Annotated in this window: 26 protein-coding genes and 1 pseudogene; 20 read left to right on the top strand and 7 right to left on the bottom strand. The window is 62.6% G+C overall.

Annotation, left to right across the window (positions count from 1 at the left end):
• The first annotated feature begins 177 nt into the window (after positions 1-177).
• The 6 genes from QIW53_RS17680 (at position 178) to QIW53_RS17655 (ending at position 5733) form a co-directional block, all read left to right on the top strand.
• Entirely contained in the window at positions 178-981 is an 804-nt protein-coding gene (locus QIW53_RS17680; protein ID WP_371050885.1) for a CbbQ/NirQ/NorQ/GpvN family protein, read from the top strand.
• The gene (locus QIW53_RS17675; protein ID WP_371050884.1) at positions 965-1552 is read left to right on the top strand and encodes a cytochrome c oxidase subunit 3 family protein; all 588 of its coding nucleotides are present in this window, start codon (positions 965-967) and stop codon (positions 1550-1552) included. The genes QIW53_RS17680 and QIW53_RS17675 overlap by 17 nt, the downstream gene beginning before the upstream one ends.
• Before the next feature lie 11 nt (positions 1553-1563).
• A complete protein-coding gene (locus QIW53_RS17670) occupies positions 1564-1815 on the top strand; it encodes a cytochrome C oxidase subunit IV family protein (protein ID WP_371050883.1) in 252 nt (83 codons plus the stop codon).
• Positions 1816-1942: 127 nt separating this feature from the next.
• Positions 1943-2383 (top strand): c-type cytochrome, encoded by a 441-nt coding sequence (locus QIW53_RS17665; RefSeq protein WP_371050882.1) that lies wholly within the window; start codon positions 1943-1945, stop codon positions 2381-2383.
• Positions 2384-2386: 3 nt separating this feature from the next.
• Complete coding sequence (locus QIW53_RS17660) at positions 2387-3814, top strand: cbb3-type cytochrome c oxidase subunit I (RefSeq protein ID WP_371050881.1); 1428 nt, start codon at positions 2387-2389, stop codon at positions 3812-3814.
• 77 nt (positions 3815-3891) lie between these two features.
• Positions 3892-5733, top strand: a complete 1842-nt coding sequence (locus tag QIW53_RS17655) for a nitric oxide reductase activation protein NorD (protein ID WP_371050880.1) — start codon at positions 3892-3894, stop codon at positions 5731-5733.
• A gap of 46 nt (positions 5734-5779) precedes the next feature.
• Here the strand turns inward: QIW53_RS17655 and QIW53_RS17650 are convergent, their stop codons facing one another.
• Positions 5780-5980 (bottom strand): protein DnrP, encoded by a 201-nt coding sequence (locus QIW53_RS17650; RefSeq protein WP_371050879.1) that lies wholly within the window; start codon positions 5978-5980, stop codon positions 5780-5782.
• A complete protein-coding gene (locus tag QIW53_RS17645; RefSeq protein ID WP_371050878.1) occupies positions 5977-6654 on the bottom strand; it encodes a Crp/Fnr family transcriptional regulator in 678 nt (225 codons plus the stop codon). Before QIW53_RS17645 ends, QIW53_RS17650 begins: the two co-directional genes overlap by 4 nt.
• A 463-nt stretch (positions 6655-7117) precedes the next feature.
• Between QIW53_RS17645 and QIW53_RS17640 the strand changes: the two genes are divergently transcribed.
• Positions 7118-8308 carry an NnrS family protein gene (locus QIW53_RS17640; RefSeq protein WP_371050877.1) on the top strand — a complete coding sequence of 397 codons (1191 nt, stop codon included), beginning with the start codon at positions 7118-7120 and terminating at the stop codon, positions 8306-8308.
• Between the two features lie 21 nt (positions 8309-8329).
• Positions 8330-8761, top strand: a complete 432-nt coding sequence (locus QIW53_RS17635; RefSeq protein WP_371050876.1) for a hypothetical protein — start codon at positions 8330-8332, stop codon at positions 8759-8761.
• A gap of 54 nt (positions 8762-8815) precedes the next feature.
• Here the strand turns inward: QIW53_RS17635 and ytfE are convergent, their stop codons facing one another.
• A complete protein-coding gene (ytfE, locus tag QIW53_RS17630; RefSeq protein WP_371050875.1) occupies positions 8816-9487 on the bottom strand; it encodes an iron-sulfur cluster repair protein YtfE in 672 nt (223 codons plus the stop codon).
• Between the two features lie 157 nt (positions 9488-9644).
• Between ytfE and norR the strand changes: the two genes are divergently transcribed.
• From norR to QIW53_RS17590, 8 genes are all read left to right on the top strand, one after another.
• A complete protein-coding gene (gene norR / locus QIW53_RS17625) occupies positions 9645-11174 on the top strand; it encodes a nitric oxide reductase transcriptional regulator NorR (RefSeq protein ID WP_371050959.1) in 1530 nt (509 codons plus the stop codon).
• 81 nt (positions 11175-11255) lie between these two features.
• Positions 11256-11903, top strand: a complete 648-nt coding sequence (gene pdxH, locus QIW53_RS17620) for a pyridoxamine 5'-phosphate oxidase (RefSeq protein ID WP_371050874.1) — start codon at positions 11256-11258, stop codon at positions 11901-11903.
• A 98-nt stretch (positions 11904-12001) separates the two neighbouring features.
• A complete protein-coding gene (gene moaB, locus QIW53_RS17615) occupies positions 12002-12556 on the top strand; it encodes a molybdenum cofactor biosynthesis protein B (RefSeq protein ID WP_192308236.1) in 555 nt (184 codons plus the stop codon).
• Positions 12553-13788 (top strand): molybdopterin molybdotransferase MoeA, encoded by a 1236-nt coding sequence (locus QIW53_RS17610; protein WP_371050958.1) that lies wholly within the window; start codon positions 12553-12555, stop codon positions 13786-13788. The genes moaB and QIW53_RS17610 overlap by 4 nt, the downstream gene beginning before the upstream one ends.
• A 134-nt stretch (positions 13789-13922) precedes the next feature.
• Positions 13923-14918, top strand: coding sequence for a ubiquinone anaerobic biosynthesis protein UbiU (gene ubiU / locus QIW53_RS17605; protein ID WP_201192034.1), 996 nt, complete (start codon positions 13923-13925; stop codon positions 14916-14918).
• Positions 14919-14928: 10 nt separating this feature from the next.
• Positions 14929-15819 (top strand): U32 family peptidase, encoded by an 891-nt coding sequence (locus QIW53_RS17600; protein ID WP_371050873.1) that lies wholly within the window; start codon positions 14929-14931, stop codon positions 15817-15819.
• The gene (gene ubiT / locus QIW53_RS17595; RefSeq protein ID WP_371050872.1) at positions 15813-16283 is read left to right on the top strand and encodes a ubiquinone anaerobic biosynthesis accessory factor UbiT; all 471 of its coding nucleotides are present in this window, start codon (positions 15813-15815) and stop codon (positions 16281-16283) included. The genes QIW53_RS17600 and ubiT overlap by 7 nt, the downstream gene beginning before the upstream one ends.
• A 167-nt stretch (positions 16284-16450) precedes the next feature.
• Complete coding sequence (locus QIW53_RS17590) at positions 16451-18007, top strand: methyl-accepting chemotaxis protein (protein WP_371050871.1); 1557 nt, start codon at positions 16451-16453, stop codon at positions 18005-18007.
• Positions 18008-18240: 233 nt separating this feature from the next.
• On the opposite strand, the gene QIW53_RS17585 is transcribed toward QIW53_RS17590, so the two are convergent.
• Complete coding sequence (locus QIW53_RS17585; RefSeq protein WP_371050870.1) at positions 18241-18636, bottom strand: putative zinc-binding protein; 396 nt, start codon at positions 18634-18636, stop codon at positions 18241-18243.
• A gap of 310 nt (positions 18637-18946) precedes the next feature.
• Between QIW53_RS17585 and QIW53_RS17580 the strand changes: the two genes are divergently transcribed.
• Both QIW53_RS17580 and QIW53_RS17575 read left to right on the top strand, forming a co-directional pair.
• Positions 18947-19258, top strand: coding sequence for a hypothetical protein (locus tag QIW53_RS17580; RefSeq protein WP_371050869.1), 312 nt, complete (start codon positions 18947-18949; stop codon positions 19256-19258).
• Positions 19259-19332: 74 nt separating this feature from the next.
• On the top strand, positions 19333-19764 hold the full coding sequence (locus QIW53_RS17575) for a GNAT family N-acetyltransferase (RefSeq protein ID WP_371050868.1): 432 nt from the start codon (positions 19333-19335) through the stop codon (positions 19762-19764).
• A 62-nt stretch (positions 19765-19826) separates the two neighbouring features.
• Here the strand turns inward: QIW53_RS17575 and QIW53_RS17570 are convergent, their stop codons facing one another.
• The 3 genes from QIW53_RS17570 to QIW53_RS17560 form a co-directional block, all read right to left on the bottom strand.
• Entirely contained in the window at positions 19827-20504 is a 678-nt protein-coding gene (locus QIW53_RS17570; protein ID WP_371050867.1) for a Crp/Fnr family transcriptional regulator, read from the bottom strand.
• Between the two features lie 86 nt (positions 20505-20590).
• Positions 20591-21232 carry a two-component system response regulator NarL gene (narL, locus tag QIW53_RS17565; protein WP_371050866.1) on the bottom strand — a complete coding sequence of 214 codons (642 nt, stop codon included), beginning with the start codon at positions 21230-21232 and terminating at the stop codon, positions 20591-20593.
• Positions 21229-23031, bottom strand: coding sequence for a HAMP domain-containing protein (locus QIW53_RS17560; protein WP_371050864.1), 1803 nt, complete (start codon positions 23029-23031; stop codon positions 21229-21231). The genes narL and QIW53_RS17560 overlap by 4 nt, the downstream gene beginning before the upstream one ends.
• 304 nt (positions 23032-23335) lie before the next feature.
• On the opposite strand from QIW53_RS17560, the pseudogene QIW53_RS17555 reads away from it, so the two are divergent.
• A pseudogene (locus QIW53_RS17555) lies at positions 23336-24638 on the top strand (MFS transporter).
• Positions 24616-26028 (top strand): NarK family nitrate/nitrite MFS transporter, encoded by a 1413-nt coding sequence (locus tag QIW53_RS17550; protein ID WP_371050863.1) that lies wholly within the window; start codon positions 24616-24618, stop codon positions 26026-26028. Before QIW53_RS17555 ends, QIW53_RS17550 begins: the two are co-directional and overlap by 23 nt.
• The last annotated feature ends 32 nt before the right edge of the window (positions 26029-26060 follow it).

Below are 26060 nucleotides of genomic sequence, written 5' to 3'. Positions count from 1 at the left end.
CTCTTGTATGTGCCCAGACGACAGCACAGGACGCAGGTTCTTAGTGCGCTGCAAGGCTATGCCGGAGCACCTCAAAGGCTGCTTGACGGTGATCAAGTTTGCCGGCCGTGGCGCTTGCCAAGTTGTCGCAGGGGCTCGTAGCGTGTGCCTCGAATCCGTTGTCGAATCAGGTGTTTCATGGACCCCACCCCGTCACGCGCAAGCCACACCGAACCCTTCTACCAGCCACTCAACAACGAGCAGGCGCTGTTCGAACAGGCCTGGCATCACTGCATGCCGGTGCTGATCAAAGGTCCCACGGGGAGTGGCAAGACCCGCTTCGTCCAGCACATGGCGCATCGCTTGAACCTGCCGCTGTACACCGTGGCCTGCCATGACGACCTGAGTGCGGCCGACCTGATCGGTCGTCACCTGATCGGCGCCCAGGGCACCTGGTGGCAGGACGGGCCCTTGACCCGTGCGGTGCGCGAAGGCGGCATCTGCTACCTCGACGAAGTGGTCGAGGCGCGCCAGGACACGGCGGTGGTGTTGCACCCGCTGGCCGATGATCGTCGCGAGCTGTTCCTCGAACGCACCGGTGAAGTGCTCAAGGCACCGCCGTCGTTCATGCTGGTGGTGTCGTACAACCCGGGTTACCAGAACCTGCTCAAGGGCATGAAGCCCAGCACTCGCCAGCGCTTCGTGGCGATGCGCTTCGACTACCCGCCAGCGGCCGAGGAAGAGCGCATCGTCGCCCGCGAGGCGCAGGTGGACAGCGCGCTGGCAGCCCAGGTGGTCAAGCTCGGGCAGGCGTTGCGCCGGCTCGACCAGCACGACCTGGAAGAAGTCGCCTCGACCCGCTTGCTGATCTTCACCGCGCGCATGATCGGTTCCGGCATGAGCCCGCGCGAAGCCTGCCTGGCCTGCCTCGCCGAACCCTTGAGCGATGATCCGCTGACCGTCGCGGCGCTGATGGGTGTGGTCGATGTCCACTTCGGTTGATTCGACCCCCGGGTCGCCCGACCATCTGCCGGGCGACCTGGCGATGTGGTTTTTCATACTTGCCGAGCTGTCGGTGTTCGCCTTGTTGATCCTGGCGTTCGCCGTGACCCAGGCGATCAAGCCGCAACTGTTCGCCGACAGTCGCGCCTTGCTGGACGCTTCCACCGGGCTGGCGATGACCCTCAGCCTGCTCACCGCCGGCCTGTTTGCCGCGCTGGCGCAGGAGCAGGTCCGGCACTCGCAGCCCCGTCGCGGCGCGGTGTTCCTGCTGGCGGCGCTGCTGGCCGCCAGTGTCTATGTCGTGTTGAAACTCACCGAGTACCGGCATTTGCTGGCCACCGGGCTGGGCATGGAGCACAACACCTTCTTCACCCTCTACTGGATTCTCACCGGGTTTCATTTTGTCCACGTGCTGCTGGGCATGTGCATCCTCGGATGGCTGGCCTGGCGCTGCCGTCGTGGCCTGTACAAGGTGGGCAATCGCAGCGGGTTCGAATCCGGCGTGCTGTACTGGCACATGGTCGACCTGATCTGGGTGGTGCTGTTTCCGCTGGTCTATGTACTGAACTGAGGCGAGGGTTTATGTCGGCTTCCCGATGGCTGTGGATCTGCTGGGCTGCGCTGGCGACGTTGAGCGTGTGCACGGTCGTGCTCGCACATTCCGGTGCAACGGCGTGGCTGTCGATCGCCATCCTCTTGCTCGCGGTGGCCAAGGCCTGGCTGATCACCGAAGGCTTCATGGAATTGCGTCGGGCGCCGCGCCTGTGGCGCCGGTTGATGCTCGCCTGGGCGCTGATCCTGGCCGCCGTGGTCGCCCTGACACTTCTAGCTTGAAGCTTGCAACTCAACGCTTGCGGCTGCCCATCTCCTACTAAAACCATCTGATTTTCTTGATTGCCATCAAGCAGGTTTTGACCCTCGGCTTCCTATCATGGACGGGCCAAGCAATGAGGAAGCGACCATGTCAGAGACCTTCACCAAGGGCATGGCCAGGAATATCTACTTCGGGGGAAGCGTGTTCTTCTTCCTGATATTCCTGGCCTTGACCTACCACACAGAGCAGACCTTTCCAGAACGCAGCAATGTCGAGCAATTGACCGAATCAGTGATACGCGGCAAGACCGTCTGGGAGCAAAACAACTGCATCGGCTGCCATACGCTGCTGGGCGAGGGCGCCTACTTTGCGCCCGAGCTGGGCAACGTGTTCCAGCGTCGCGGCGGCGAGGAGGGCTTCAAGCCGTTCCTCCAGGCGTGGATGAAAATGCAGCCGTTGGGCGTACCCGGTCGGCGAGCGATGCCTCAGTTCAACCTGAAGGAGCAGGAGGTCAACGACCTGTCCGAGTTCCTCAAGTGGAGCTCGAAGATCAACACCAACAACTGGCCGCCAAACAAGGAGGGTTGAGAGATGAGCATTGCCAATCCGCATCTGAAATTCGCCTCGCAAGCCGTGGCCAAACCGTACTTCGTGTTCGCCCTGATGCTGTTTCTCGGCCAGGTACTGTTCGGCTTGATCATGGGCCTGCAATACGTGATCGGCGACTTCCTGTTCCCGGTCATCCCGTTCAACGTGGCCAGGATGGTCCACACCAACCTGCTGATCGTGTGGCTGCTGTTCGGCTTCATGGGCGCGGCCTACTACCTGATTCCGGAAGAGGCCGACCGCGAGCTGCACAGCCCCAAGCTGGCGATCCTGCTGTTCTGGGTGTTCGCCGCAGCGGGTGTGCTGACGATCCTCGGTTACCTGCTGGTGCCCTACGCGGGCCTGGCCCGGCTGACCCATAACGAGTTGCTGCCGACCATGGGGCGCGAGTTCCTGGAGCAGCCGACCATCACCAAGATGGGGATCGTGGTCGTCTGCCTGGGCTTCCTCTACAACATCGGCATGACCCTGCTCAAAGGTCGCAAGACCACCGTCAGCATGGTCATGATGACCGGGTTGATCGGCCTCGCGGTATTCTTCCTGTTCTCCTTCTACAACCCTGAAAACCTGGCCCGCGACAAGTTCTACTGGTGGTGGGTGGTGCATCTGTGGGTGGAAGGCGTCTGGGAACTGATCATGGGTTCGATGCTCGCCTTCGTACTGATCAAGATCACCGGCGTTGACCGTGAAGTGGTGGAGAAGTGGCTGTACGTGATCATCGCCATGGCGCTGATTACCGGGATCATCGGTACCGGTCACCACTTCTTCTGGATCGGTGCGCCTGAAGTCTGGCTGTGGGTCGGCTCGATCTTCTCCGCGATGGAACCGCTGCCGTTCCTGGCCATGGTGATGTTCGCCTTCAGCATGGTGAAGAAGCGTCGTCGGCAACACCCCAATCGTGCGGCCACCCTGTGGGCCAAGGGCACCACGGTCACCGCGTTCTTCGGGGCGGGCGTCTGGGGTTTCCTGCACACCCTGGCTCCGGTCAACTATTACACCCACGGTACGCAACTGACGGCGGCGCACGGTCACCTGGCGTTCTACGGTGCCTACGCAATGATCGTCATGACGCTGATCAGCTACGCCATGCCACGCTTGCGCGGCCTGGGTGAAGCCGGTGACGAGCGTTCGCAGACGCTGGAAATCTGGGGCTTCTGGCTGATGACCCTGTCGATGGTGGCGATCACCCTGTTCCTCACCGCTGCCGGTGCCGTTCAGGTCTACCTGCAACGCTGGCAGGCCGACGGTCTGGCCATGCCGTTCATGGCCACGGTCGATCATCTGCAAGTGCTGTTCTGGGCCCGTCTGGGTTCGGGTGTCGGCTTTCTGGCCGGGCTGGTCTGCTACCTGTTCAGCTTCAGGCAGCGCGGTCGCGCCGCGTTGCGCGCCCCGGCACCGGTAGTGCCTTCATGAGCCGGTGTCACGGTTAGAAAAAGGTCGGCCCGGCTGATACAGCGGGCCGTTTTTTTGGTTTTGCAAAGGGCAGACAAATGGCCTTTACCGTCGAACTGGAAGAGTGGGTCGGCAGTGTCTGGCACCGCTTCATCACCCGGCGTGCCAGCCCGGATTTTCCCGAGGCGCGCGTCGAGTTCGCCAGCCAGCAACGCGCGCTGGCACTGTTGTTCCGCGCCATGGGCGGCGCCAGTGGCATGGGCGTTGAAGCCGCCAGTGACCGCGATCTGCTGCTGCGGCGCAACGTCCTGCAGCAGATCGCCGGCACCTGCAAACAGGTGCCGTTGGCCTGGTGCGATGACGCGACGTTGCGCCTGCCGTCGAGCCTGGCGGTGTTTCCCGAGGCCGCCCTGAACGAAGAGCTGTATCGCTGGCTGGCCTTGCTGGCGGCGCAGGCCGGGCCAATGCGCCATTGGGGGCGCGACAATCAGCGCTGGACGCAGCAGTTGTTGCAGCGCTTTGCGCCGCTGCGCGCGCGCTACAAACGCCTGGTCGATGCGCACCTGCAACTGCGCCCCGATCCCGCCTCGCTGAACCGCAGCGAAGCGGCATTGGAGCGTGCGTTGTGCCAGGCGCTGCGCGAGCCGGGCAGTGTCGAGCATTTCCCGCGCAGCGAACGGGCGGCCTGGCCACTGCCGCTGTGGCTGTACCCGCCGCAGCATCTTGCCAGCCCGCAGGCAGCGGACCTGGGCGAGGAATCCGAAGAGTCGCTCGCCACCGCACCCGGCGAACAGAAAAGCGGGCGCAAGCGCGCCAAGCGAATCGATGACAGCACCCGCGACGGTGGATTCCTGGTGGTGCGCCTGGAGAACCTGTTCAGCTGGAGCGAACACGTGGACCTGGATCGTTGGGAGGACGACAGCGAAGACGAGGACGCTTCGAAGGTCGCCGACGATCTGGATGAATTGACCCTCTCGCGCACCCGCCTGCGCAAGGGCGGCGGCCTGAAGTTGCACCTGGATCTGCCGCCGGCGGATGTCGACGACGTTCCCCTGGGCGAGGGCATCAAGTTGCCGGAGTGGGACTTCCGCAAGCAGCAATTGCAGGAGAGCTTCGTCAACCTGCAAATGATGGTGCCCCGTGACTGTGAAGCGCAGCCGCTGCCGCAACGGCTCAAGGCCTCGGCTCATCGTCTGCGGCGCCAGTTCGAGCACCTGCGCAACGATCGGCAATGGTTGCGTCAGCAAGCCCAGGGCTCGGAACTGGATATGCAGGCCTGGCTGGACTTCCATGTCGAGCGCGCGCACGGGCAGTGTGTCGAGCGGGGCCTGTTCATGGAACAACGCCAGACCCGCCGCGACCTGGCGTGCCTGTTGCTGGCCGATGTGTCGATGTCCACCGACGCCCACCTGAATGATGAGCATCGGGTCATCGATGTCGTGCGCGACAGTCTGATGCTGTTTGGCGAGACGTTGTCAGGGTTGGGTGATGACTTTGCCTTGTACGGGTTTTCGTCCCTGCGTCGCCAGCAGGTGCGCATGCAGGAACTCAAGTCCTTCAGCCAGCGTTATGACGACACCACCCGTGGGCGTATCCAGGGGCTCAAGCCCGGTTACTACACACGCATGGGCGCCGCCATTCGCCACGCCACGCACCTGCTGGGGCAGAGCAAACGGCGCAGTAAACTTTTGCTGCTGGTCACCGATGGCAAACCCAACGACCTGGATCTGTATGAAGGGCGCTATGGTGTGGAAGACACCCGTGAGGCCGTCATGCAGGCCCGCCGCCAGGGCTTGACGCCGTTTTGCATCACCATCGACCAGGAGGCCGAGGACTACCTGCCGTACATGTTCGGCGCCAACGGCTACACCCTGATCCGCCAGCCCGAACAACTGCCGCTGCGCCTGCCGCAGTTGTATCGGCAATTGACTCAGCGGTGATTCGGCAGACACCGCTCCCACAAGGTTTAGTGTTGTGTTGGGAGGATCAGCTGATGCTCCGCGGCAGCCAGAAAAACATCACCACGCAAAACACCGTCAGGCCGACACAGAACCACATGAACCGGCGCTGCCGACGCTCCCCGGCACCGGCGGCCAACGCCGGCAACGGCATGCCGCACTCGCGACACTCGACTTCATGCGCCGGATTGGCGTGTTGGCAATACAGGCAGACGGGCAGGTCGCTCATTCGAATTGTTCCAGGCGCAGACGGTCGAGAATGGCGATCTGCCGACCGTCCTGAGTGATGATCTGTTCATCGATCAAGCGGCGAATGATCCGCGAAAAGGTTTCCGGCTGGATCGACAGGTGGCCGGCGATCAGTTGCTTGGCCATCGGCAATTCGAATTGATCGGTCTGCTGGCGCACCAGTTGCGTCAGCAGATACCGCACCACCCGGTGGGTGGCGTTTTTCAGCGACAGGGTTTCGATTTCGTTGACCCGCTGGTGCAGGCGAACGCACAGTTTGCCCAGCAGGGCAAAGGTCAGCCGGCTGTTGCTTTGCAGCAGGCGCATGTAGGTGCTGTTGGACAAACGGTAGAGCTGGGTAGGGCAGACGGCTTCCGCCGACGCCACGTAGTTGGGTGTGTCCATCAGCATCATCGCTTCGGCGAAGGTCTGCCGGTCGCCAAGGACCTCGAACACCTTCTCCTGGCCATCGGGCGTCAGCCGGTAGATCTTCACCGCGCCGGCAATCACGAAGTAGAACGAGTCTGCCGGCTCGCCCTGGCGGAACAGCGGCTCGCCCTTGTCGATGCTCAGCAACTGGCTGGTCGCCATGAGTTCATTCATTTGTTCGTCGTTCAGCGGTTCGAACAAATGATGACTGCGCAGAATCTGGTGGTGGACGCGATGAAGCACCATGGAAGTTCATCCTGAAAATTGAGAAGAGGGCTGGCGATCCGCTTAGACGAGGCCCAGCGAGAGGCCGCTGGCCAGCGCAAGGACCGAGCTCAACACCACAAACCAACCCAATGGCTGAACGATCTTTTTCATGAGGACTCCGGGCAATCAACGGTAAAGGTTTGCCCATGCTGAGCAAGACGCGGGCCATGCCTGATTTTCCCGTATTCGCGGGGCTCTACATTGACCAGGGTCAAAAACACCCGGGATTGATTGGGTCAAAATCACCGCAAGTTGTCATTTTGACCTTGTCCGATTGACTCAAGGATGACGAGAGCGCCCGCGCCCGCCTGGCCTTGGCAGTGGGCACAACCCTTGCACTCTTGATTTGCGACAAAGGCGTTTGATTATTAATCCCCGATGATTGCACCCGGACTGACCCGGTGCTGGAGACAGGCGCCGGGTAGAGCAGAGGAGTGGCTTCATGCAAGTTCTTGAGCGAAGTAAGGCGCTGGCGATTCCCCCGCTTTTGCGGCTGGCGTTTCGACCCTTTTTTCTCGCCGGCTGCCTGGTGGCGCTGTTGGCGATCCCGCTGTGGCTGGCCGCCTTCAGCGGTTCGATCGCCAGTTGGCAGCCTGCTGGGGGGTGGCTGGGCTGGCATCGACATGAATTGCTGTTCGGGTTCGGGCTGGCGATCATCGCCGGTTTCCTGCTGACCGCCGTACAGACCTGGACCAGTCGTCCCGGCATCAGCGGCCAGCCGTTGGCCGTGCTGGCGGTGGTGTGGTTGCTGGCGCGGGTGGCCTGGCTGGCGAATGCACCCTGGGCGGTGCTGGCGGTCCTGGAGCTGGCGTTCCCGCTGGCGGTGGCCGCGGTCATGGGATTCACGTTGTGGAAGGTGCGGCAGAAGCGCAACTACCCGATTGTGGTGGTCCTGTTGTTGCTGGCCGTGGCCGATGGCTTGTCGTTGTACGGGCTGCTCGCCGGTCATGAAGGCTGGCAGCGTCAGGGTGTGCTGGCCGGCCTCTGGCTGGTGGCAGCCATGATGGGCCTGATCGGTGGGCGGGTCATTCCGTTCTTCACCCAGCGCGGCCTGGGGCGCAAGGACGCCGTGGTGCCGTGGGCCTGGCTGGATTGGCTGCTGCTGATCGGCTCGCCGCTGGTGGCCGTGCTGTACGCCGTCGGCCCTGCGCTGTACGCCAATGTCTGGGTGGGTTTGCTGTTCGCGGTGCTGGGCGTCGGGCATCTGATCCGTCTGGTTCGCTGGCATGACCGGGGCTTGTGGCGGGTGCCGCTGTTGTGGTCGCTGCACCTGGCCTATGGTTGGTTGGCCATCGCTTGCCTCGGCATGGCGCTGTGGCACTTCGGCGCGCCCATCAACCCGAGCCTGGCCGTGCATTGCCTGACGATCGGTGCGATGGGTGGCCTGGTCCTGGCGATGATCGCCCGGGTCAGCCTTGGCCACACCGGGCGTCCGTTGGAGCCGCCTCGCGGCATGACCCTGGCGTTCATTCTGCTCAACCTCGGTTGCCTGAGCCGCGTCGCCCTGGTCCCGCTGTTCCCGTTGCCGGCGTTGTGGCTCGCGGGCACCTGCTGGGCGCTGGCGTTTGCGCTGTACACCTGGCGGTATGCGCCGATGCTGCTGCGTGCCCGGGTTGACGGACATCCGGGTTAAGCCCCGGGGAGGTAAATGCCGATGTACCCCTTTCTGTTGGTGACACACCTGCTGGCGGCCATCGCCTTCATCGGGACGTTGTTTTTCGAGGTGCTGATCTGGCATCAGGCCCGTTTGCAGGTGGTGGGCGCGGCGAGTGCGGACCGGGCGATTGCCGCGCGCTCGCGCAAGGTGCTGCATGGCGTGGTGTTGCTTTTGTATGGCGCCGGCATCGGCATGGCCTGGCAGTACCGGAGCGCGCTGAGTCAGCCGTTCGCCAGCCAGTTCGGCACGCTGTTGAGCCTGAAGATCCTGTTGGCGCTGAGCATCATCGGCCACTACTTTTTGCTGGCTTTCTGGCTAGCCAGGGGCCGCCTGAGCGATGCCCGCGCCACCTGGATTCGCCGCAGCATCCTCGGGCACATGGTGTTGATCGTGATGCTCGCCAAAGCGATGTTCTATTGGCACGGTTGAATGAAAAAGCCCGCGACGGCCGGGTGGCTGACGCGGGCTGCAGGGTTGGATGGATCAGCGTGGGTTGAGGGCGTTGATGAACAGGACGTTGTTTTCCAGATGGATGTGCTGCATCAGGTCATCACGGAATTCCAGCAGGCCGCGATACAGGGCGCGCCAGGTATTACAGGCATCGGCCGGCGGCGTGATGTTGTTGGTCAGGGCGAGCAGTTTTTCCAGCGATTCGCCGTGTTGATCGTGTTCGAAACGCATGACCTGGATCGGCGGCGCAGCCTGGGGGCCGAAGCCTTGTTGCAGCATCGGGAAGAGCACCTGTTCTTCCTTGAGCATGTGGCTTTCGAGTTCCTGTTGCAGATCGTTCAGCAGGTCGGCCAGGCCGTTGGGGCAGGTAGGGCGCGCGCCATGGACATGCTCCACGCGGCGCGCCAGGCGGATCAGTTCCGGCAGTTGTTCGCGGTGGCGGGCGTGGTAGCGGGTCAGCAGGTGGGCGATCAGTTCTTCGGTCGGTTCATGGCGCCAGTCCTGCTGGGTTTCGCCGGCGTCTTGCAGGATGTGCAGGGCTTCGGCGATCACCACCGGGTCGAGCTCTTTGCTCAACGCCGCATCGCGCAGGCTTTTGTGGCCACCGCAGCAGAAGTCCAGCTTGAAGGTGTGAAAGATCCGGGTGGCACCGGGAATGTCGCAGGCCAGTTGGCCAAGGCTTTGTTCCAGCAGATTCAGGCTCATCAGGGGTTCCTTGTTGCGATTTCAAACGGTTCCCCAGGTTTATTGCATTCGGCGTGCCATAGTTAATTGATTGATAACTATGGATTATTTTTTTTGGCGTGGTGGTATGCACCCTGATGATCCAGGGTCAATACCACCGTAGAGGGTGATGACTACCATGTTGCGTGAAAGCCTGGCGGCTGACCTGATTGTCGAGTTGCCCAATGCTGTGCGGTTGCAGCGTCTGGTGCAGACCTTGCGCGAATATTTCAACAGTGGTGCCGTGGGCCTGCTGCGTCTGGATGAGGACAGCCTGCGACCGGTGGCCACCGTGGGACTGGCCCATGAAGCGTTGGGGCGGCGGTTCATCATCGCGCAACATCCACGCCTGGCCGCGATCATGGCGTCACGCGAGCCGACCTGGTTCGAGCCCGACAGTCGCTTGCCGGACCCTTATGATGGCCTGGTCGATCATCAGGTCGGCGAGTCGCTGTCGGTGCATGACTGCATGGGCGTGAGCCTGTACGTGGAGGGGCGGATCTGGGGCGCGATCACCCTTGACGCGCTGCATCCCGGGACGTTCGACAGCCGTGCACGGGATGAGCTCAAGCGCTGCACCCTGCAGATCGAAGCGGCGGTACGCGTCACGCGCCTGGAGCAGGAAAACCGCAGCCTGCGCCTCTCGCGCAGCGACCCCCAGGATTTGCAGATGCCCGTCGAAGAGGGCGAGATCATCGGCCAGAGTGACGTGGTGCATCATTTGCTCAACGAGCTGGATGTGTTGGCCGACTCTGACCTGCCGGTGCTGTTGCTGGGTGAGACCGGCGTTGGCAAGGAGTTGTTCGCCCGGCGCCTGCATCGTATGTCGCGGCGCAGCGACGAGCCGCTGATCCAGGTCAACTGCGCGGCGTTGCCCGAGTCCCTGGCCGAGAGTGAATTGTTCGGCCATGTCAAAGGCGCCTTTTCCGGCGCCACTGCTGACCGCGCCGGCCGCTTCGACGCCGCCAACGGCGGTACGCTGTTTCTCGATGAAGTCGGGGAGTTGCCGTTGAGTGTGCAGGCGAAATTGCTGCGCACCTTGCAGAACGGCGAGATCCAGCGCCTGGGCGCGGACAAGCCGCTGCATGTCGACGTGCGCATCATCGCCGCAACCAACCGCCACTTGCCCGACAGCATCCGCGACGGCCTGTTTCGCGCCGACCTGTACCATCGCCTCTCGGTCTACCCGGTGCCGATCCCGGCCTTGCGCGAACGTGGCAACGACGTATTGATGCTGGCCGGGCATTTCCTCGAACTCAACCGGGCACGCCTGGGTCTGCGCGGCTTGCGTCTGTCACCGGCGGCCGAACGGGCGCTGCTGGCGTACAGCTGGCCGGGTAACGTGCGCGAGCTGGAGCACGTCATCAGCCGCGCCGCCTTGAAGGAACTCAGTCGTGGCACCAGTCGCGCGTTGATCATCACGCTGGAGCCCCAGGTGCTCGATCTGGACAGTGCGACGGGCACCCAGGGCGTGGTCGCCGAGCAGCCGCAGGGCGTGGCGAACGACGTGCCGTTCCAGGCCTTGAGCGACGCGGTGGACGACTGCCAGCGACAGAAAATCCTGCATTCCCTGCGCCTGGCCGATGACAACTGGGCCCGCGCCGCACGGATGCTGGCGGTCGATGCGAGCAACCTGCACAAGCTGGCCCGGCGCTTGGGGCTCAAGTAAGCGCGGCGCGATTGATGGCGATCAAGGTGGTCTGGCCCGGTAGCTCGCACACTGGGCAGAAAACCACCGGAGAACCTCGCCATGACGCTTTCCCTGGCGCAAATGCGCCGTAACTACACCCTGTTTGGCTTGCAGGACGAACAGGCGCTGGACGACCCGCTGGCGATGTTCCGCCAGTGGCTGCGACAGGCCCGTGAAACCGAGCAGGCACCGGTGGAGGCCAACAGCATGATGCTGGCCACCGTCGACCCTCAAGGCCGACCGCATTGCCGGGTGCTGTTGCTCAAGGGGATGAGCGACCAGGGCTTTACCTTTTTCGGCAATTACCAGAGCGACAAGGGCCGGCAACTGGCCGCGAACCCCCATGCTGCCATGACCTTTTTCTGGCCGGGGCTGGAGCGCCAGGTGCGCATCGAGGGCCAGGTTGCGCAGCTCGACCCGGCGTTGTCGGATGCCTACTTCGACAGCCGCTCGGTGGCCAGTCGCCTGGGGGCCTGGGCGTCACCGCAGAGCCGTCCGCTGGCCAGCCGTGCCGCGCTGGACCAACTGCTGGCCGAAACCACCAAGCGTTTTGTCGACGAGCCGGTCGTGCGTCCCGAACACTGGGGCGGTTATTGCCTGCACCCCGAGCGCCTGGAGTTCTGGCAGGGGCGCGCCGATCGCCTGCATGACCGCGTCGATTATCGCCTGCACGACGGCCTCTGGCGTCGCAGCCGGCTGGCACCCTGAACGTGCGGTCGCCGGTCGAGGTACCTCCTTGGAGGAATAGGCCAGGCCAGCGATCCGGTTCAGGCTTGGACCCATCATTTTCCATGGGAGGCTTGAACATGGCCCATCTGGCGCAACGCACTTTCGAACCACTGAACATTGCGGTGTTGACCATCAGCGACACGCGCACCTTCGACACCGACACATCGGGACAGACCCTGGCCGACCTGCTGCAAACGGCCGGGCACCGGTTGATCGATCGCGACCTGGTCAAGGACGACATCTATCAGATCCGCGCCACCGTGTCCCGCTGGATCGCCGACCCCCAGGTGCAAGTCATCCTGATGACGGGCGGCACCGGCTTCACCGCTCGCGACAACACCCCGCAAGCGGTCGTGCCGCTGTTGGACAAACACGTGGAAGGTTTTGGCGAACTGTTCCGCCAGGTGTCGCTGGAAGAGATCGGCATGTCCAGTCTGCAATCCCGGGCTCTGGCCGGCATGAGCAACGGCGTGCTGGTGTGTTGCGTGCCCGGTTCGCCGGGGGCCTGCCGCACCGCCTGGAACAAAATTCTCGTTGAGCAGCTGGACAGCCGCACCGGCCCGTGCAATTTCGCGCCGCATTTGAAAGCGCAGTCGCAGCGGGTGATCGACGCTTGCGAGACGCGCTCGTGAGCGGGCGGGTGTGTGACCTCGGGCACCTGATGCCGGTGGACGAGGCCATCGGCCGATTGCTGGAGCAGGTGCCGCCGCCCCCACTGGCGCAGATGATAGCGCTGGATCAAGCCATGGGCCGGGTGCTGGCGGCGGACATCCTGTCCCCGGTGCACCTGCCGGCCTGGGACAACAGCGCCATGGACGGTTATGCCCTCAGGGCTTCGGACCTGCCCCCGGAGGGCGGCTACCTGCTGATGGGCGGGCGCATTGCGGCGGGTGATCCGCCAGGCCCGGCCTTGCTCGCGCAGCACGCGGCGCAGATTTTTACCGGCGCGCCGCTGCCCGTCGGCGCCGATACGGTGGTGCCACAGGAGCGTTGTCGGGTCGAGGGCGAGGGCGTGTGGTTCCCGCCGGTGAACCTGGGCGATCACGTGCGCAAGGAGGGCGAAGAGATCCGGCGCGGCGCCTTGTTGCTCGCGAAGGGCAAACGCCTGCGCGCTCAGGAACTGGGGCTGCTGGCCGGCGCCGGTGTGGCGCGGGTCGAGGTCTACCGGCCGTTGCAGGTCGGCCTGCTCAGCAGCGGTAACGAGCTGCGCGAGCCCGGCGAGTCGCTGGAACCGGGGCAGATCTACAACAGCAACCGCTACCTGCTCGCCGCCTTGTTGAGCGGCTGGGGCGTCGAGGTGCACGACTACGGGGTCATGGTCGATGACCTGGCGATCAGTCGCCAGACCCTGAGCCGGGCCGCCTCAAGGTGCGATCTGCTGCTGAGTTCCGGCGGCGTGTCGGTCGGCGAGGAAGATCATCTCAAGCAGGCGATCAAGGCAACGGGCCGCGTGGATTTCTGGCGGTTGGCGATACAGCCCGGCAAGCCGCTGGCCTTTGGCGAAGTGCTCGGCAAACCCTGGATCGGCATGCCGGGCAATCCTTCGGCGGCGCTGATTACCGCTTTGGTGGTGGTGCGGCCGTTCCTGCTCCGGGCGCAAGGGGTGAGTGAGGTGTTGCCGGTGCCATTGGCCGTGTCGGCCGGGTTCGAGTGGGCGCAGCGCAACAAGCGTCGGCAATACCTGCGGGCACGCCTTGTACCCGATGCCGAAGGCCGGTTGAGCGTGGCGCTGCACCCTCAGCAAAGCTCGGCGATGTTGATGGCTGCCTGCTGGGCCGACGGCCTGGCGGTGATCGAGCGCGAGACCCAAGTGCTCAAGCACGACAACGTGATGTTCCTGCCTTTCGCCAGCCTGACGCAGTGAAGGCAATTGATTGCCGTCAAGGTCGTTCCTGCCGGTCTGGCTAGACTGGCAGCGCCTTTTCAGGTTGGTTGCGGACACTCTCGCCACAGGCACCAGGCGACGGTCCGCAAGGCGTTTTTTCACGAGGATTACCCATGCAACTGGTCTGCCCGGCAGGGAACCTGCCTGCGCTGAAAGCGGCGGTGCGCCAAGGCGCCGATGCCGTGTACGTCGGCTTTCGCGATGACACCAACGCCCGGCATTTTGCGGGGCTGAACATGGACGACAAACAGTTCGACGCCGCCGTCGCCCATATCCATCAGCATCAGCGAAAAATCTACGTCGCGGTGAACACCTACCCACAGCCCAAAGGCTGGGAACGCTGGCAGCGGGCGGTGGACCGTGCCGCCGATTTCGGCGTGGATGCGTTGATTGCCGCCGACCCCGGAGTGCTCGACTACGCCAGCAAGCGTCATCCGCAACTGGCCTTGCACCTCTCGGTACAGGGCTCGGCAACCAATGCCACGGCGTTGGCGTTCTATGCGCAGCGCTACGACATCCGTCGCGCGGTGTTGCCGCGCGTGTTGTCGCTGGCCCAGGTGCGCCAGGTCGCCGCGAGCAGTACGGTGCCGATCGAGGTCTTCGGTTTCGGCAGCCTGTGCATCATGGCGGAAGGGCGTTGCCATCTGTCTTCCTACATCACCGGCGAGTCGCCGAACCTGTGCGGCGTCTGCTCGCCGGCCAAGGCCGTGCGCTGGAGCGAGGATGCCGATGGCTTGAGCGCGCGCCTCAGCGAAGTGCTGATCGACCGCTACACCCCTGACGAACCGGCCGGTTATCCCACGCTGTGCAAGGGCCGTTTCCTGGTCGAGGGCAAACGCTTCCATGCCCTGGAGGAACCCACCAGCCTCGACACCCTGGACCTGCTCCCAGAGCTCACGGCCATCGGTGTCGAAGCGGTGAAAATCGAGGGCCGCCAACGCAGCCCGGCGTATGTCGAGCAGGTCACCCGGGTCTGGCGCGCCGCCCTGGATGCCCATCGCGGGGCGCCGAGCAGTTTTCGGGTCAAGGAGGAATGGCGCAAGGTGCTGGCCGGTCTGTCCGAAGGCAGCCAGACCACCCTGGGTGCTTATCATCGATCATGGCAATGAGGGGGAGAACATGAAACTCAGCCTTGGACCGGTTCTGTTTTATTGGGATAAAACACAACTCGGCAACTTCTACGCCGAGATGTCGAGCCAGCCTCTGGATGTGATTTACCTGGGAGAGACCGTGTGCTCGAAACGCCGGGCGTTTTCCCTCGACCAGTGGCTCGGATTGGGCCGCGAGTTGCAGGAATGCAGCCAGGCGCAGCTGGTGATGTCCAGCCTGACGCTGATCGAGGCAGCGTCGGAGCTGTCCAGCGTGCGACGCCTGTGCGACAACGGTCAGTTGCTGGTGGAAGCCAACGACATGAGCGCGGTGCAGTCCCTCGCCGAGCGCAAGTTGCCGTTCGTGGGTGGCCCGGCACTCAATCTGTACAACGGCCATTCGCTGGCGCAGATGCTCGACAGCGGCATGACCCGCTGGGTGCCGCCGGTGGAGTGCTCGGCGATCCTGATCCGCGATGTCATCGAGCAGGTGCGTGAACTGGGGCATGCGGTGCCGGAAGTGGAGATCTTCGCCTATGGTCATCTACCGCTGGCCTATTCGGCGCGCTGCTTTACCGCGCGGGCGGAAAACCGGCCCAAGGACGACTGCCAGTTCTGTTGCCTCAACTACCCGGACGGCCTGGCGCTGACCAGCCAGGAAGGGCAGGCACTGTTCACCCTCAACGGGATCCAGACCATGTCGGCGGAGGTCACCAACCTGCTTGCCGATTATCCCGGCCTGGTGGCCTGTGGTGCCGACCTGCTGCGCCTGAGTCCGCGAGCCCAGGGCATGGCAGAGGTCATTGCGGCCTATCAGCGCGTGCGTTCAGGTGAGGCGCCGCCGCTGTTCGTCGACGGCTGTAACGGTTACTGGCATGGCCAGGCCGGCATGTTGCGTGTCGAGGAGGTGGGCCTGTGCTGAACCGGAAAAAGTGGTTGTTGAAAGGCGCCGACCGGCTGTTGCCGCTGGTGCGTCGTGTGCCCTTTGTTGTGCAGCGCCTGGCATTGCAACAGGCCCTGAATCGTTGCCTCGCCGAGCCACTGCGCGACGGTGAGTTCGAAATGCTGCGCGGGCGCTGGTTATGCCTGCGCATCCCGGACCTGGGCCTGTCCTGGTTCATGACCCTCAACCGCGAAGGCCTGCGCATCGCCGAGCAGGCCTCTGCGCACGTGACCATCAGCGGCAACTGGCGGGAATTTCTGCTGTTGGCCAGCCGCCAGGAAGACCCTGACACCCTGTTTTTCCGCCGAAGGCTGGTGATCGAAGGTGACACCGAGTTGGGGTTGGCCCTGAAAAACCTGATCGACAGCCTCGATCCGGAGGTCCTGCCCGTGTGGTTGTGGCGAAATCTGGAGCGGGCGGGCAAGGGCCTGGCTGCGCAGTAATCTGCTAAGAACACCGATCAAGCTGTGGGCGCGAGCCTGCTCGCGCCTGCAGGTTTTTGAGTGAAAGTAAAAGTGGGTAATGGTCAGCGACCAAAGTCTATTTAAGAAAGGCTCTGCCAGACCGATAACTCCTCCAAATGGCAATACGATGACCACTTGGAGCTTATATGTTCGTATGGATGAGGAATATCCGCGTGGGTGCCAAATTGGCACTGGGTTTTGGTCTTGTGTTGGGCCTGGTACTTCTGCTGGTGATCGCCGGCTGGCATGCGCTGAGCACGTTGACGGAGCGGGGCGGCAAGATCGAAGACATCGTCAAGGTCGGGGAATACACCAGGGAGTTGCGCATCGAACGCATGCGCGCGGGCAACAGCACGCAAGTTGAAGCCTTACAGCCAATACGCAAGGTGCTGGAACAATTGGCGGCGCATCTTCAAAGTGTTCAGGGCCATTTCGTTACGCCCAATGACAAGAAGCTGCTGGCGGAGCAGGTCGACGCCGTTAAAGAGTACACACAAATCTTGTCGCAACTGGGTCAACCTTCTATCGATACCAAGCCTTTGTATGATCGATTGATACAGTTGGGCGATCGGTTGCTGATCACTTCCCAGGAATTGATTGATGGACAAAATGCCAAGCGTGATGCCGACTCGGCGTTCGCCAAGTCGCTGCTCATCGGGCTCGGAATACTGGCGTTGATCATCGGTGTGCTGACGGCCTGGGCGATCACCCGGCAGATCGTCAACCCCCTTCGACAGACCCTCGACGCGATGTCCCGGGTGGCGCTGGGCGACTTGAGCCACGATGTGGCGATTGACCGACGCGACGAGCTGGGCCAATTGCAAACCCGTCTGCAGCAGATGACCGTGGCGCTGCGCGAGTTGATCGGCGGGATTCGCCACAGCGTTGTGCAGATGGCCAGCGCCGCCGAGCAACTCTCAGCGGTGACCGAGCAGACCAGTGCCGGGGTCAACAGCCAGAAAATGGAAACCGACCACGTTGCCACCGCCATGAACCAGATGAACGCGACCGTACAGGATGTGGCGCGCAACGCCGAAGAAGCCTACAGGGCTGCCACCGTCGCCGATCAGCAGGCCACTCAGGGCGAGCAGGTGGTGGGTGAGGCCATCGAACGCATCGAGCGCCTGGCAGAGGAGGTCGGTGGTTCGGCGAAGGCGGTGCTGCACCTCAAGGGCCAGAGCGACAAGATTGGCGGCGTGCTGGATGTGATCAAGGCCGTCGCGCAACAGACCAACCTGCTGGCACTGAACGCCGCGATTGAGGCCGCCCGCGCCGGCGAGGCCGGACGCGGTTTTGCCGTGGTCGCCGACGAAGTGCGCAACCTGGCCCGACGCACCCAGCAATCCACCGAGGAAATCGAAAGCCTGATCGTTGGCATACAAAGCAGTACTGAGGCCGTCTCCCTGAGCATGGACACCAGCCTTGGCATGAGCCAGAGCAGCGTGGAATTCACCCGACTGGCCGTCGACTCGCTGGAAAACATCACGCGCACGGTTTCGACCATCCAGGCCATGAACCAGCAGATCGCCACCGCTGCGGAACAGCAAAGCGCTGTCACCGAAGAGATCAACCGCAGCGTGATCAACGTGCGCGACATCTCCGACCAGACCGCCAGCGCCAGCGAAGAAACGGCGGCCTCGAGCATCGAACTGGCCCGCCTGGGCCATGAACTCGAGGGACTCGTGGGACGGTTCACCGTGTAACCCATGAGAGCGAGCTTGCTCGCGATAGCGGTGTATCAGATGACATCCCTGCCGAATATGCCACCGCCATCGCGGGCAAGCCCGCTCCCACAGGGTCCGGGGTCGATCACAGATTTTGTGAACGATTCAAACCACTGTGGGAGCGGGCTTGCCCGCGATGAGGCCTGCTCAGCCAACATCAACGGTACCTGACACCACGCCATCGCGGGCAAGCCCGTTCCCACAGAGGGATTTCATTGAGCCTGGCTACGGGGCTCGTACTGGCGGGCATCGCTGGTAATCAGCTGTTTGATGCCTTCGAACAACTGGTCACTTTGCTCCTGCGTGCAGTCTTCTCCATAACGCTTGCGCAAACCGTAATGGCTGAGAATCAGGTGCACATCGGCATTCAGCCCATGCTGTTTCAGGCAGTTCTCCACGCATTGCAGCGGGCAGCCGTCCAGCGCGTAGATCCGGCGCCCCGAGCGCGCCTTGTTGACCAGCGACCCCACATGCCCGCCAAGGCCGGCGATGCAGGACATTTCCGCCACGCCACTGCGGTCCAGGCGCACCGCCAGGTTGTTGGCCAACTGGGCCACGTTGGAACAGCCCGAGCAGGAATAGACCAGGGGCAAGGGTGAAGGGGGCATTGGGGAAGTCTCCGGTGATGGGCTCTTCCATTTTGTGTGGGGGAACAGGCTTTGTAATTGATCGTGCGCAATTAGGGGCGGGCACGAGTCAAGGGTCAAACGTTCTCTTTTGGCGACGGAATGAATGGCAACGTAGTCCATTTCCGAAATTGCTGAAGGGGTGTTAAAAACGCTAAGAATCAGCTTTGCCACCTGCAGATTCGGTCGTAAGGTCTGGTCTTGAAGACGCTGATATCAACATCGTCAATGACCGCTGAGGTGAGCAATGAACAATTATGGAATGCGTCCGGTTCATCCGGGTGCAGTACTCATGGAAGAGCATCTGGTGGTAGAGTTCGTGCACGCAGAGGACTGCACCGTGAACAAGAAAACTCCCCCGAAACCTGAACGGCATGCACCTGGCCAGAAGCCGCCGACAACCGGCCAGAGCAAGCACGACCGTGTCACGTCAGAGCTCCAGGAAGTCGCTGCAGCGCAGGCTGGTCGAGCTGTCATGCATGAGCAGCTGGCTGTTGATTTCATCGAGGGCACCACAGTGCTCGATTACAGCACTGCTTACCGGTTGCTGGATAACCCTCCAGAACCGACAGAGGCGCTTCGCGCATTGCTTCACCTGCGCTAAGGGCTTCGAATCTTGGCTTCGATAAGTCGATTGATCGTTCTGCATTTGATTGCGAAGCGCACGCTGCTCTCAATGTGTACATTTCCCAGCGTGCCGGGCAGGACGAAAAGCGCAATGTCTCACGAACATTCGTCTACACCGATGGCGAGGTGCTGCGCGGCTACTACACCTTGGCGAATGCGTCTGTGTCACTTGATGAACTCAGCGACGGGCAGAAAAGGAGGATGCCGCGTTATCCGATGCCAGCCGTTCTTTTAAGCCGTTTGGCCGTTGACAAGTGCATGCAGGGAAAGGGGCTCGGTCAGCGATTGATGTCCGACTTCTTCCGCCGTGTTTACGCAGTGTCCAGGCAGTCCGGCGTGGCGTTCATCGTGGTGGACGCGAAGGATCTGACAGCCGTCGACTACTACCGGCATAAGTTGGGGTTTGTGCCTTCATTGAATAATCCACTGCGACTCGTATTGTCCACCGCCACCTTGATCAGGGCCTTTCAGGCTCGGGAGTAAGGGCGCAGTCGATCATCCATGATCCCCAGCGTGTGGCGACCACGACCATTACGTCAGAGCGCCTACTGAAACGCCGCCAACGCCTCCTCATCCGCCAGAATGCGAATATTGCGCCGCTCCATCGCGATCAGCTCGCACTCGACCAGCCGATGCAGGATCCGCGAGAAGGTTTCCGGCTGGATGCCCAGCTTCGACGCGACCAGGCGCTTGGACACTTGCAGGACGATCTGGCCCGTGTCGGGGTGGCGTTCCTGGAGCAGGAAGTTGATCACCCGCCGGCTCGCGCTGGCCAGGGTCAGGTTGTCGATGTCGCGCAAGCGCAGGTGCAGGTGAATGCTCATGCTCGCCAGGATCGCGAGGCAGACTTTCGGCTGGTCCTCCAGGGCATTGCGGTAGTGCTGGCCGTCGATGGTGACCAGCACGCTGTCCTTCAGCGCCGTGGCGCTCACCGGGTAGAGGCGGGCCTGGCTGAACAGCAGGGCTTCGGCAAACGTCTGCCCCGGCTGGATGATTTCCACCAGGTTTTCCTGGCCTTCACCGGTCAGCCGGTAGAGCTTGATCTGGCCGCTGATCAGCAGGAAAAAGCGCTTGGCCGGGTCGCCCTGATGCATCAGCGTGCTGTGACAACTCAGACGTTTGAGCATGGCCAGGGAACAGACTTCCTCGAAGACTTTCTCCGGCAACTGGCTGAACAGGTGATGACGACGCAAGGTTAGAACAATTGATGGATGGGTCAGCATGGCGTACCTCCGCTGTCGCTCATGGTAAAGAGCGCAGGCCCGTTGACCTATGCCTCTGCCGGCCTACCTCCAAGGAGGCATGCTCCTCAACCCGCACTGCGCAGGTGCTCCATGGCCCAGACCGCTGCCTCCACCCGTGAGCGCAAACCGAGCTTGTGCAGCAGGTTCTTCACGTGAACCTTGACCGTGCCTTCGGTGATGCCCAGCTTGTGCCCGATCACCTTGTTGCTCAGGCCCGCAGCGATGGTCTTGAGCACCTGGCGTTCGCGGTCGGTCAGTTCCACCTCCGCCTGGCGGGGCGGAGAGCGCAGCGCCTGGGCCATGACCCGGGTCAGGCCGGGGCTGACGACCAGCGTGCCGTTCATGGCATCGCGGATGTACTGGATCAGCAGTTCGGGCTCCATGTCCTTGAGCAGATAACCATCGGCGTCCAGGCGCAGGGCGTCACGAATGTCGTCTTCGGCATCCGACACGGTGAACAGCAGCACCTTGCCGGTGAAGTTCATGGTCCGCAGGCGACGCAGGGTTTCGATGCCGTTCAACTGCGGCATGTTGTTGTCGAGCAGCACCAGGTCAGGTTGCAGCGGCTCGATCAGGGTCAGCGCTTCCTCGCCATGGTTGGCCTCGCCGACAATCATGAAATCATCTTCGAGCTCGAGCATCTGACGGATGCCGCGACGCATCATCGGATGGTCGTCTACCAGCAGGATTCGGTGTTGAGTGTTCATGCGACGCTACCTTCCGTGTGCTGTCCGAGGAATTCCGGGCGGAATTGCAACTGGACGAGGGTGCCCTGGGGCTCCCTGGAAAAAATGTGCAAATGGCCGCGCAAGCTGCGCGCCCGTTCATCCATGATGTTTAGACCGTGGTGTTCGCGCTGGTCGACGTCGCCGCTGAAGCCGCGTCCATCGTCTTCAACCAGCAGCCGTACGGTTTCACCGTCCTGGCGCAGCTCCAGCCAGGCATTCTGCGCATGGGCATGGCGCAGGCAGTTGGACAGCGCTTCGCGGGTGATCTGCAGGATATGGATCTGTTCGCTGGCCGACAGCTCGAAGGCCAGCGTGTCGACATGCAGGTGGACCTTGAACTCGCCGCGCCGGGTGAACTCGGCGGCGGTGTCCTTGAGCTCCTGGATCAGCCCGGCATCGTTGATCTGCAAACGAAAGGTGGTCAGCAGCTCGCGCAACTGGCGATAGGCGTTGTTCAGGCCCTCGCGCAACTCGTTGGTGACGTTTTCCAGTGTCTGCACCGGTTCCCCGCGACGCATCAAGGTCTGCATGCGGCTGACTTGCAGCTTCATGTAGGACAGCGCCTGGGCCAGCGAGTCGTGCAGCTCGCGGGCGATGATCGTTCGCTCTTCGAGCAACAGCAGGCGGTGATCCTGTTCCCGCTGGCGCTTGAGCGACAGCGAGGTGCCGATCAGGTTGGCCAGGGCCTGGATCAATTGGGTTTCCCAGGCCTGCGTGGGGTGGCCATCGATGAAGTGCGCCTTGAGTTCGCCCAATTCGCTGCCCTGGTTACTGATGCTGAAGGTCTGCTGGCTGGTGTTGTGGTGCCTGTCGCAGGTGGCGCAATCGCTGCTGGCGCAGACCTCGCGGCTGTTGGCGCCGTGCAGGGCGATCAGCTGTTGGGCGGGGGCCTGTTCCTGGCCTTGCAGGCACAGGGACAGGCGCAGGCCGGGCAGGCGTTGCTGGAAGCGCCGGATCAGGTCGTCCAGGCCTTCGGCATTGGCCAGGCGCGTCGCCAGGTTGCGGCTGCTCTGATACAGCAGCTCCAGGGCGGCATTGGCTTGTTGCAGGTTGAGGGTTTTTTGCCGGACCTGGCTCTCGAGTGTGCGATGGGACTCTTCGATGGTCTCGGCCATGTCGTTGAAGCTGGTGGCCAACTGGCCCAGTTCGTCCTGGGACTGGTGATTGACCCGGACCTGGAACTCACCGCGACGAAAACGCTGGGTGGCGTTCACCAGTTCCTTGAGCGGCGAGACCACGCCGTACTGCAATTCGTAAAGGCCGATCAGCAGGATGATCATGGTGCTGAACAGCGCCATGCCCTGAATCAGCTGCTGCCAGCTCTGCTTCTGTTCGCTCTGGCGTTGCAGGAGGCTGACGAACTGGTTGAGGCGCTCGACGAAGGGCTGCGCCTGGGCCTGGAAGGTCGCGGCATCTCCGCGGGCCAGCGCCGGGTGCAACACCTCGCGCCACTGTTGCTGGATCTGCCCGTAGCTTATTTGCAGAGCCGTGCTCGGCCCGTCTTCAAGCACAGCCTTGAGCGACTGACTGTTGAGTCTTCGTTGCAGGCTGTTGGAGATGTCGGCGATTTCTTCCGGCGCCGCACCGGCACCGAGTTTCCAGCTCAGGTGGTAGGTCTCCATGCGCACCGAGCCTGCGGTGTTGATGGCGGCGGCATCGCCCTGGCTGAACCAGGCGATCAGCCCGGCGCTCAAGGAACTGGCGAGGGCGAGCACTGCAATCAGGATCACGGCCAGTCCGGCGCGGGCGGGCAGGGAGCTGCGCAACCAGCGAATCATGGTCGCGGGCCTTTACAGAACATGGGAAAACAAGGCATGACACGTTCCAGGGTAGGTGGGCACCTCGATCCAGGGCGCGCTACCTCTAAAGAGTTGTCGACGGGTCCTTGTCGACAGAACACTGGGCGGACAAAGTCAAAACACTTATAAACAAGGGGTTTCAGGCTTTTCCTGAGCTACCTCCTTGGAGGTAGATGGCGCCAGCATAGGCCTGGGGCGCTCAGGTCGACGTTGATGCAGATCAAGTTTTTGCGGGGTAGGGCTCTTTAGTCTGCGGCCATGGCTAACTGACTGGGAGAACATTGTGACCCAACCCCGTGTACAACAAGGCTTGGTACTGGGTATGAGTACCCTGGCCTTCACTGTCTGTTTCATGGTCTGGATGATGTTTGCCGTGCTCGGGGTGCCGATCAAGGAACTGCTCCAGCTCAACGAAACCCAATTCGGCCTGCTGGCCGCCACGCCGGTCCTGACCGGCTCCCTGGTCCGTCTGCCGCTGGGCCTGCTGACCGACCGCTTTGGCGGGCGCAGCGTGTTCTTCCTGCTGATGCTGTGCTGTGTCGGCCCCCTCTACCTGATCAGCCACGCCACCGCCTACTGGCAATTCCTGGTGCTTGGCCTGTTCGTCGGCCTGGCCGGCGGTTCCTTCTCGGTGGGCATTGCCTACGTTGCCAAGTGGTTCGACAAGGACAGCCAGGGCTTCGCCATGGGCGTGTTCGGTGCCGGTAACGCCGGGTCGGCGGTGACCAAGTTTCTCGCCCCGGCCTTGATCGCCGCCGGCAGCTGGCAACTGGTGCCGAAAGTCTTCAGCGCGATCCTGTTCATCACCGCGTTGCTGTTCTGGTTCCTCAGTGCCGAAAACAAGACGCACCGCAGTGCCTCGGGCGCCACGCTGCGCCAGCAGTTGGCCTCGCTGAAAGACCCGGCGGTGTGGCGCTACTGCCAGTACTACTCGATCGTCTTCGGCGGCTATGTCGCCCTGGCCCTGTGGATGACCAAGTACTACGTGCAGGAATACGGTTTCAGCCTGCAAAGCGCGGCACTGCTGGCCGCCTGCTTCTCACTGCCCGGCGGTGTGCTGCGGGCGGTCGGCGGCTGGATGTCGGATCGCTGGGGTGCCCAGAGCGTGACCTGGTGGGTGCTGTGGGTCAGCTGGATCTGCCTGTTCCTGCTGTCGTACCCGCAGACCCAGCTGCAAGTGCAGACCCTCAATGGTCCGGTGGATTTCCACATCGGCCTCAATCCGGCGCTGTTCACCGTGCTGCTGTTCGTCATGGGCATCGCCTTCGCGTTCGGCAAGGCCTCGGTCTTCAAATACATCGCCAACGACTATCCGAAAAACATGGGGGCGGTGTCCGGCATCGTCGGTCTGGCCGGTGGCCTGGGCGGCTTCGTCCTGCCGATCATGTTTGGCGCCCTGGTGGACCTCACCGGCGTGCGCTCCTCCTGCTTCATGTTGTTGTACGGCGTGGTCTGGGTCTCCCTCATCTGGATGTACCTCAGCGAAGTGCGCAAAAACCCGGTGCTCGGCAAAGAGCAACCGAAGACCCGCCCCTGAATTCAAGCATTACCTAGGAGAAGAACATGTCCGTTCTGCAAAAGCCTGACAAGGGCCCGGTCATCCACGACTGGCGCCCGGAAGACCCGACGTTCTGGGGGCGCAGCGGCAAACAGACCGCCACGCGCAACCTGTGGATCTCCATTCCTGCACTGCTGCTGGCGTTCGCCGTGTGGATGGTGTGGAGCACGGTGATCGTGCGGCTGAACGCCATCGGCTTCAACTTCAGCACCGACCAGCTGTTCTGGCTGGCCGCGCTGCCGGGACTGTCCGGCGCCACCTTCCGGGTCTTCTACTCGTTCATGGTGCCGATCTTCGGTGGCCGGCGCTGGACCGCACTGAGCACCGCGTCGCTGTTGATTCCGTCGCTGTGGATGGGCTTCGCCGTGCAGGACCCGAGCACTCCTTATAGCGTGTTCGTATGGATTGCCTTGCTCTGCGGTTTCGGCGGCGGCAACTTCGCCTCGAGCATGTCCAACATCAGCTTCTTTTATCCCAAGTCGCAGCAGGGCACCGCGCTGGGCCTGAATGCCGGCCTCGGCAACCTGGGCGTGTCGGTGATGCAGTTCTGCGTGCCGCTGGTGATCACCTTCGGCGTGTTCGGCTTCCTCGGTGGCAAATCGCGGGTGCTGCCGGACGGTGGCGAGTTGTGGCTGCAGAACGCCGGTTTCATCTGGGTGCCGTTCATTGTGCTGGTGACCGTGCTGGCCTGGTTCGGCATGAACGACCTGTCCAGTGCCCGCGCTTCGTTCAGTGAGCAGGCGGTGATCTTCAAGCGCAAGCACAACTGGCTGATGTGCTGGTTGTACCTGGCGACCTTCGGCTCGTTCATCGGTTTCTCTGCCGCGTTCCCGCTGCTGATCAAAACCTCGTTCCCGGATGTCATCGCGCTGAAGTTCGCCTTCCTCGGCCCCTTGGTGGGCGCCCTGGTTCGCCCGTTGGGCGGTTGGTTGGCGGACAAGCTGGGCGGTGCCAAGGTGACCCTGTGGAACTTCGTGTTGATGATCGTGATGGTCTTCGGCGTGCTGCACTTCCTGCCCGCCAGCCATAACGGCGAAGTGGCACAGGGCGGCAGTTTCTACGGCTTCCTCGGCATGTTCATGTTGCTGTTCATCACGACCGGCATCGGCAACGGCTCCACCTTCCGCATGATCCCGGTGATCTTCCGCACCCAGCACGAGAAAGCCTCGGCGGGCAAACCGCAAGCCGTGCGTGACCAGGCGCTCAAGGATGCCGGCAAGGAATCGGCGGCCGTGCTCGGCTTCAGCTCGGCCATGGGTGCCTTCGGTGCGTTCTTCATTCCCAAATCCTTCGGCACGTCGATGGCCCAAACCGGCGGCCCGGAGATGGCGTTCTACATGTTCGTCGGTTTTTACCTGAGCTGCATTCTCGTGACCTGGTGGTGCTACGCGCGCAAAGGCGCCGCGAACCCCTGCTGAGACCAACCGAATCCAACCATTGCGTGGGCGGG

The organism is Pseudomonas fluorescens (genome assembly GCF_041354075.1).
GTDB classification, from domain to species: domain Bacteria; phylum Pseudomonadota; class Gammaproteobacteria; order Pseudomonadales; family Pseudomonadaceae; genus Aquipseudomonas; species Aquipseudomonas fluorescens_CE.
This window is presented reverse-complemented; position numbering and strand designations above follow the sequence as displayed.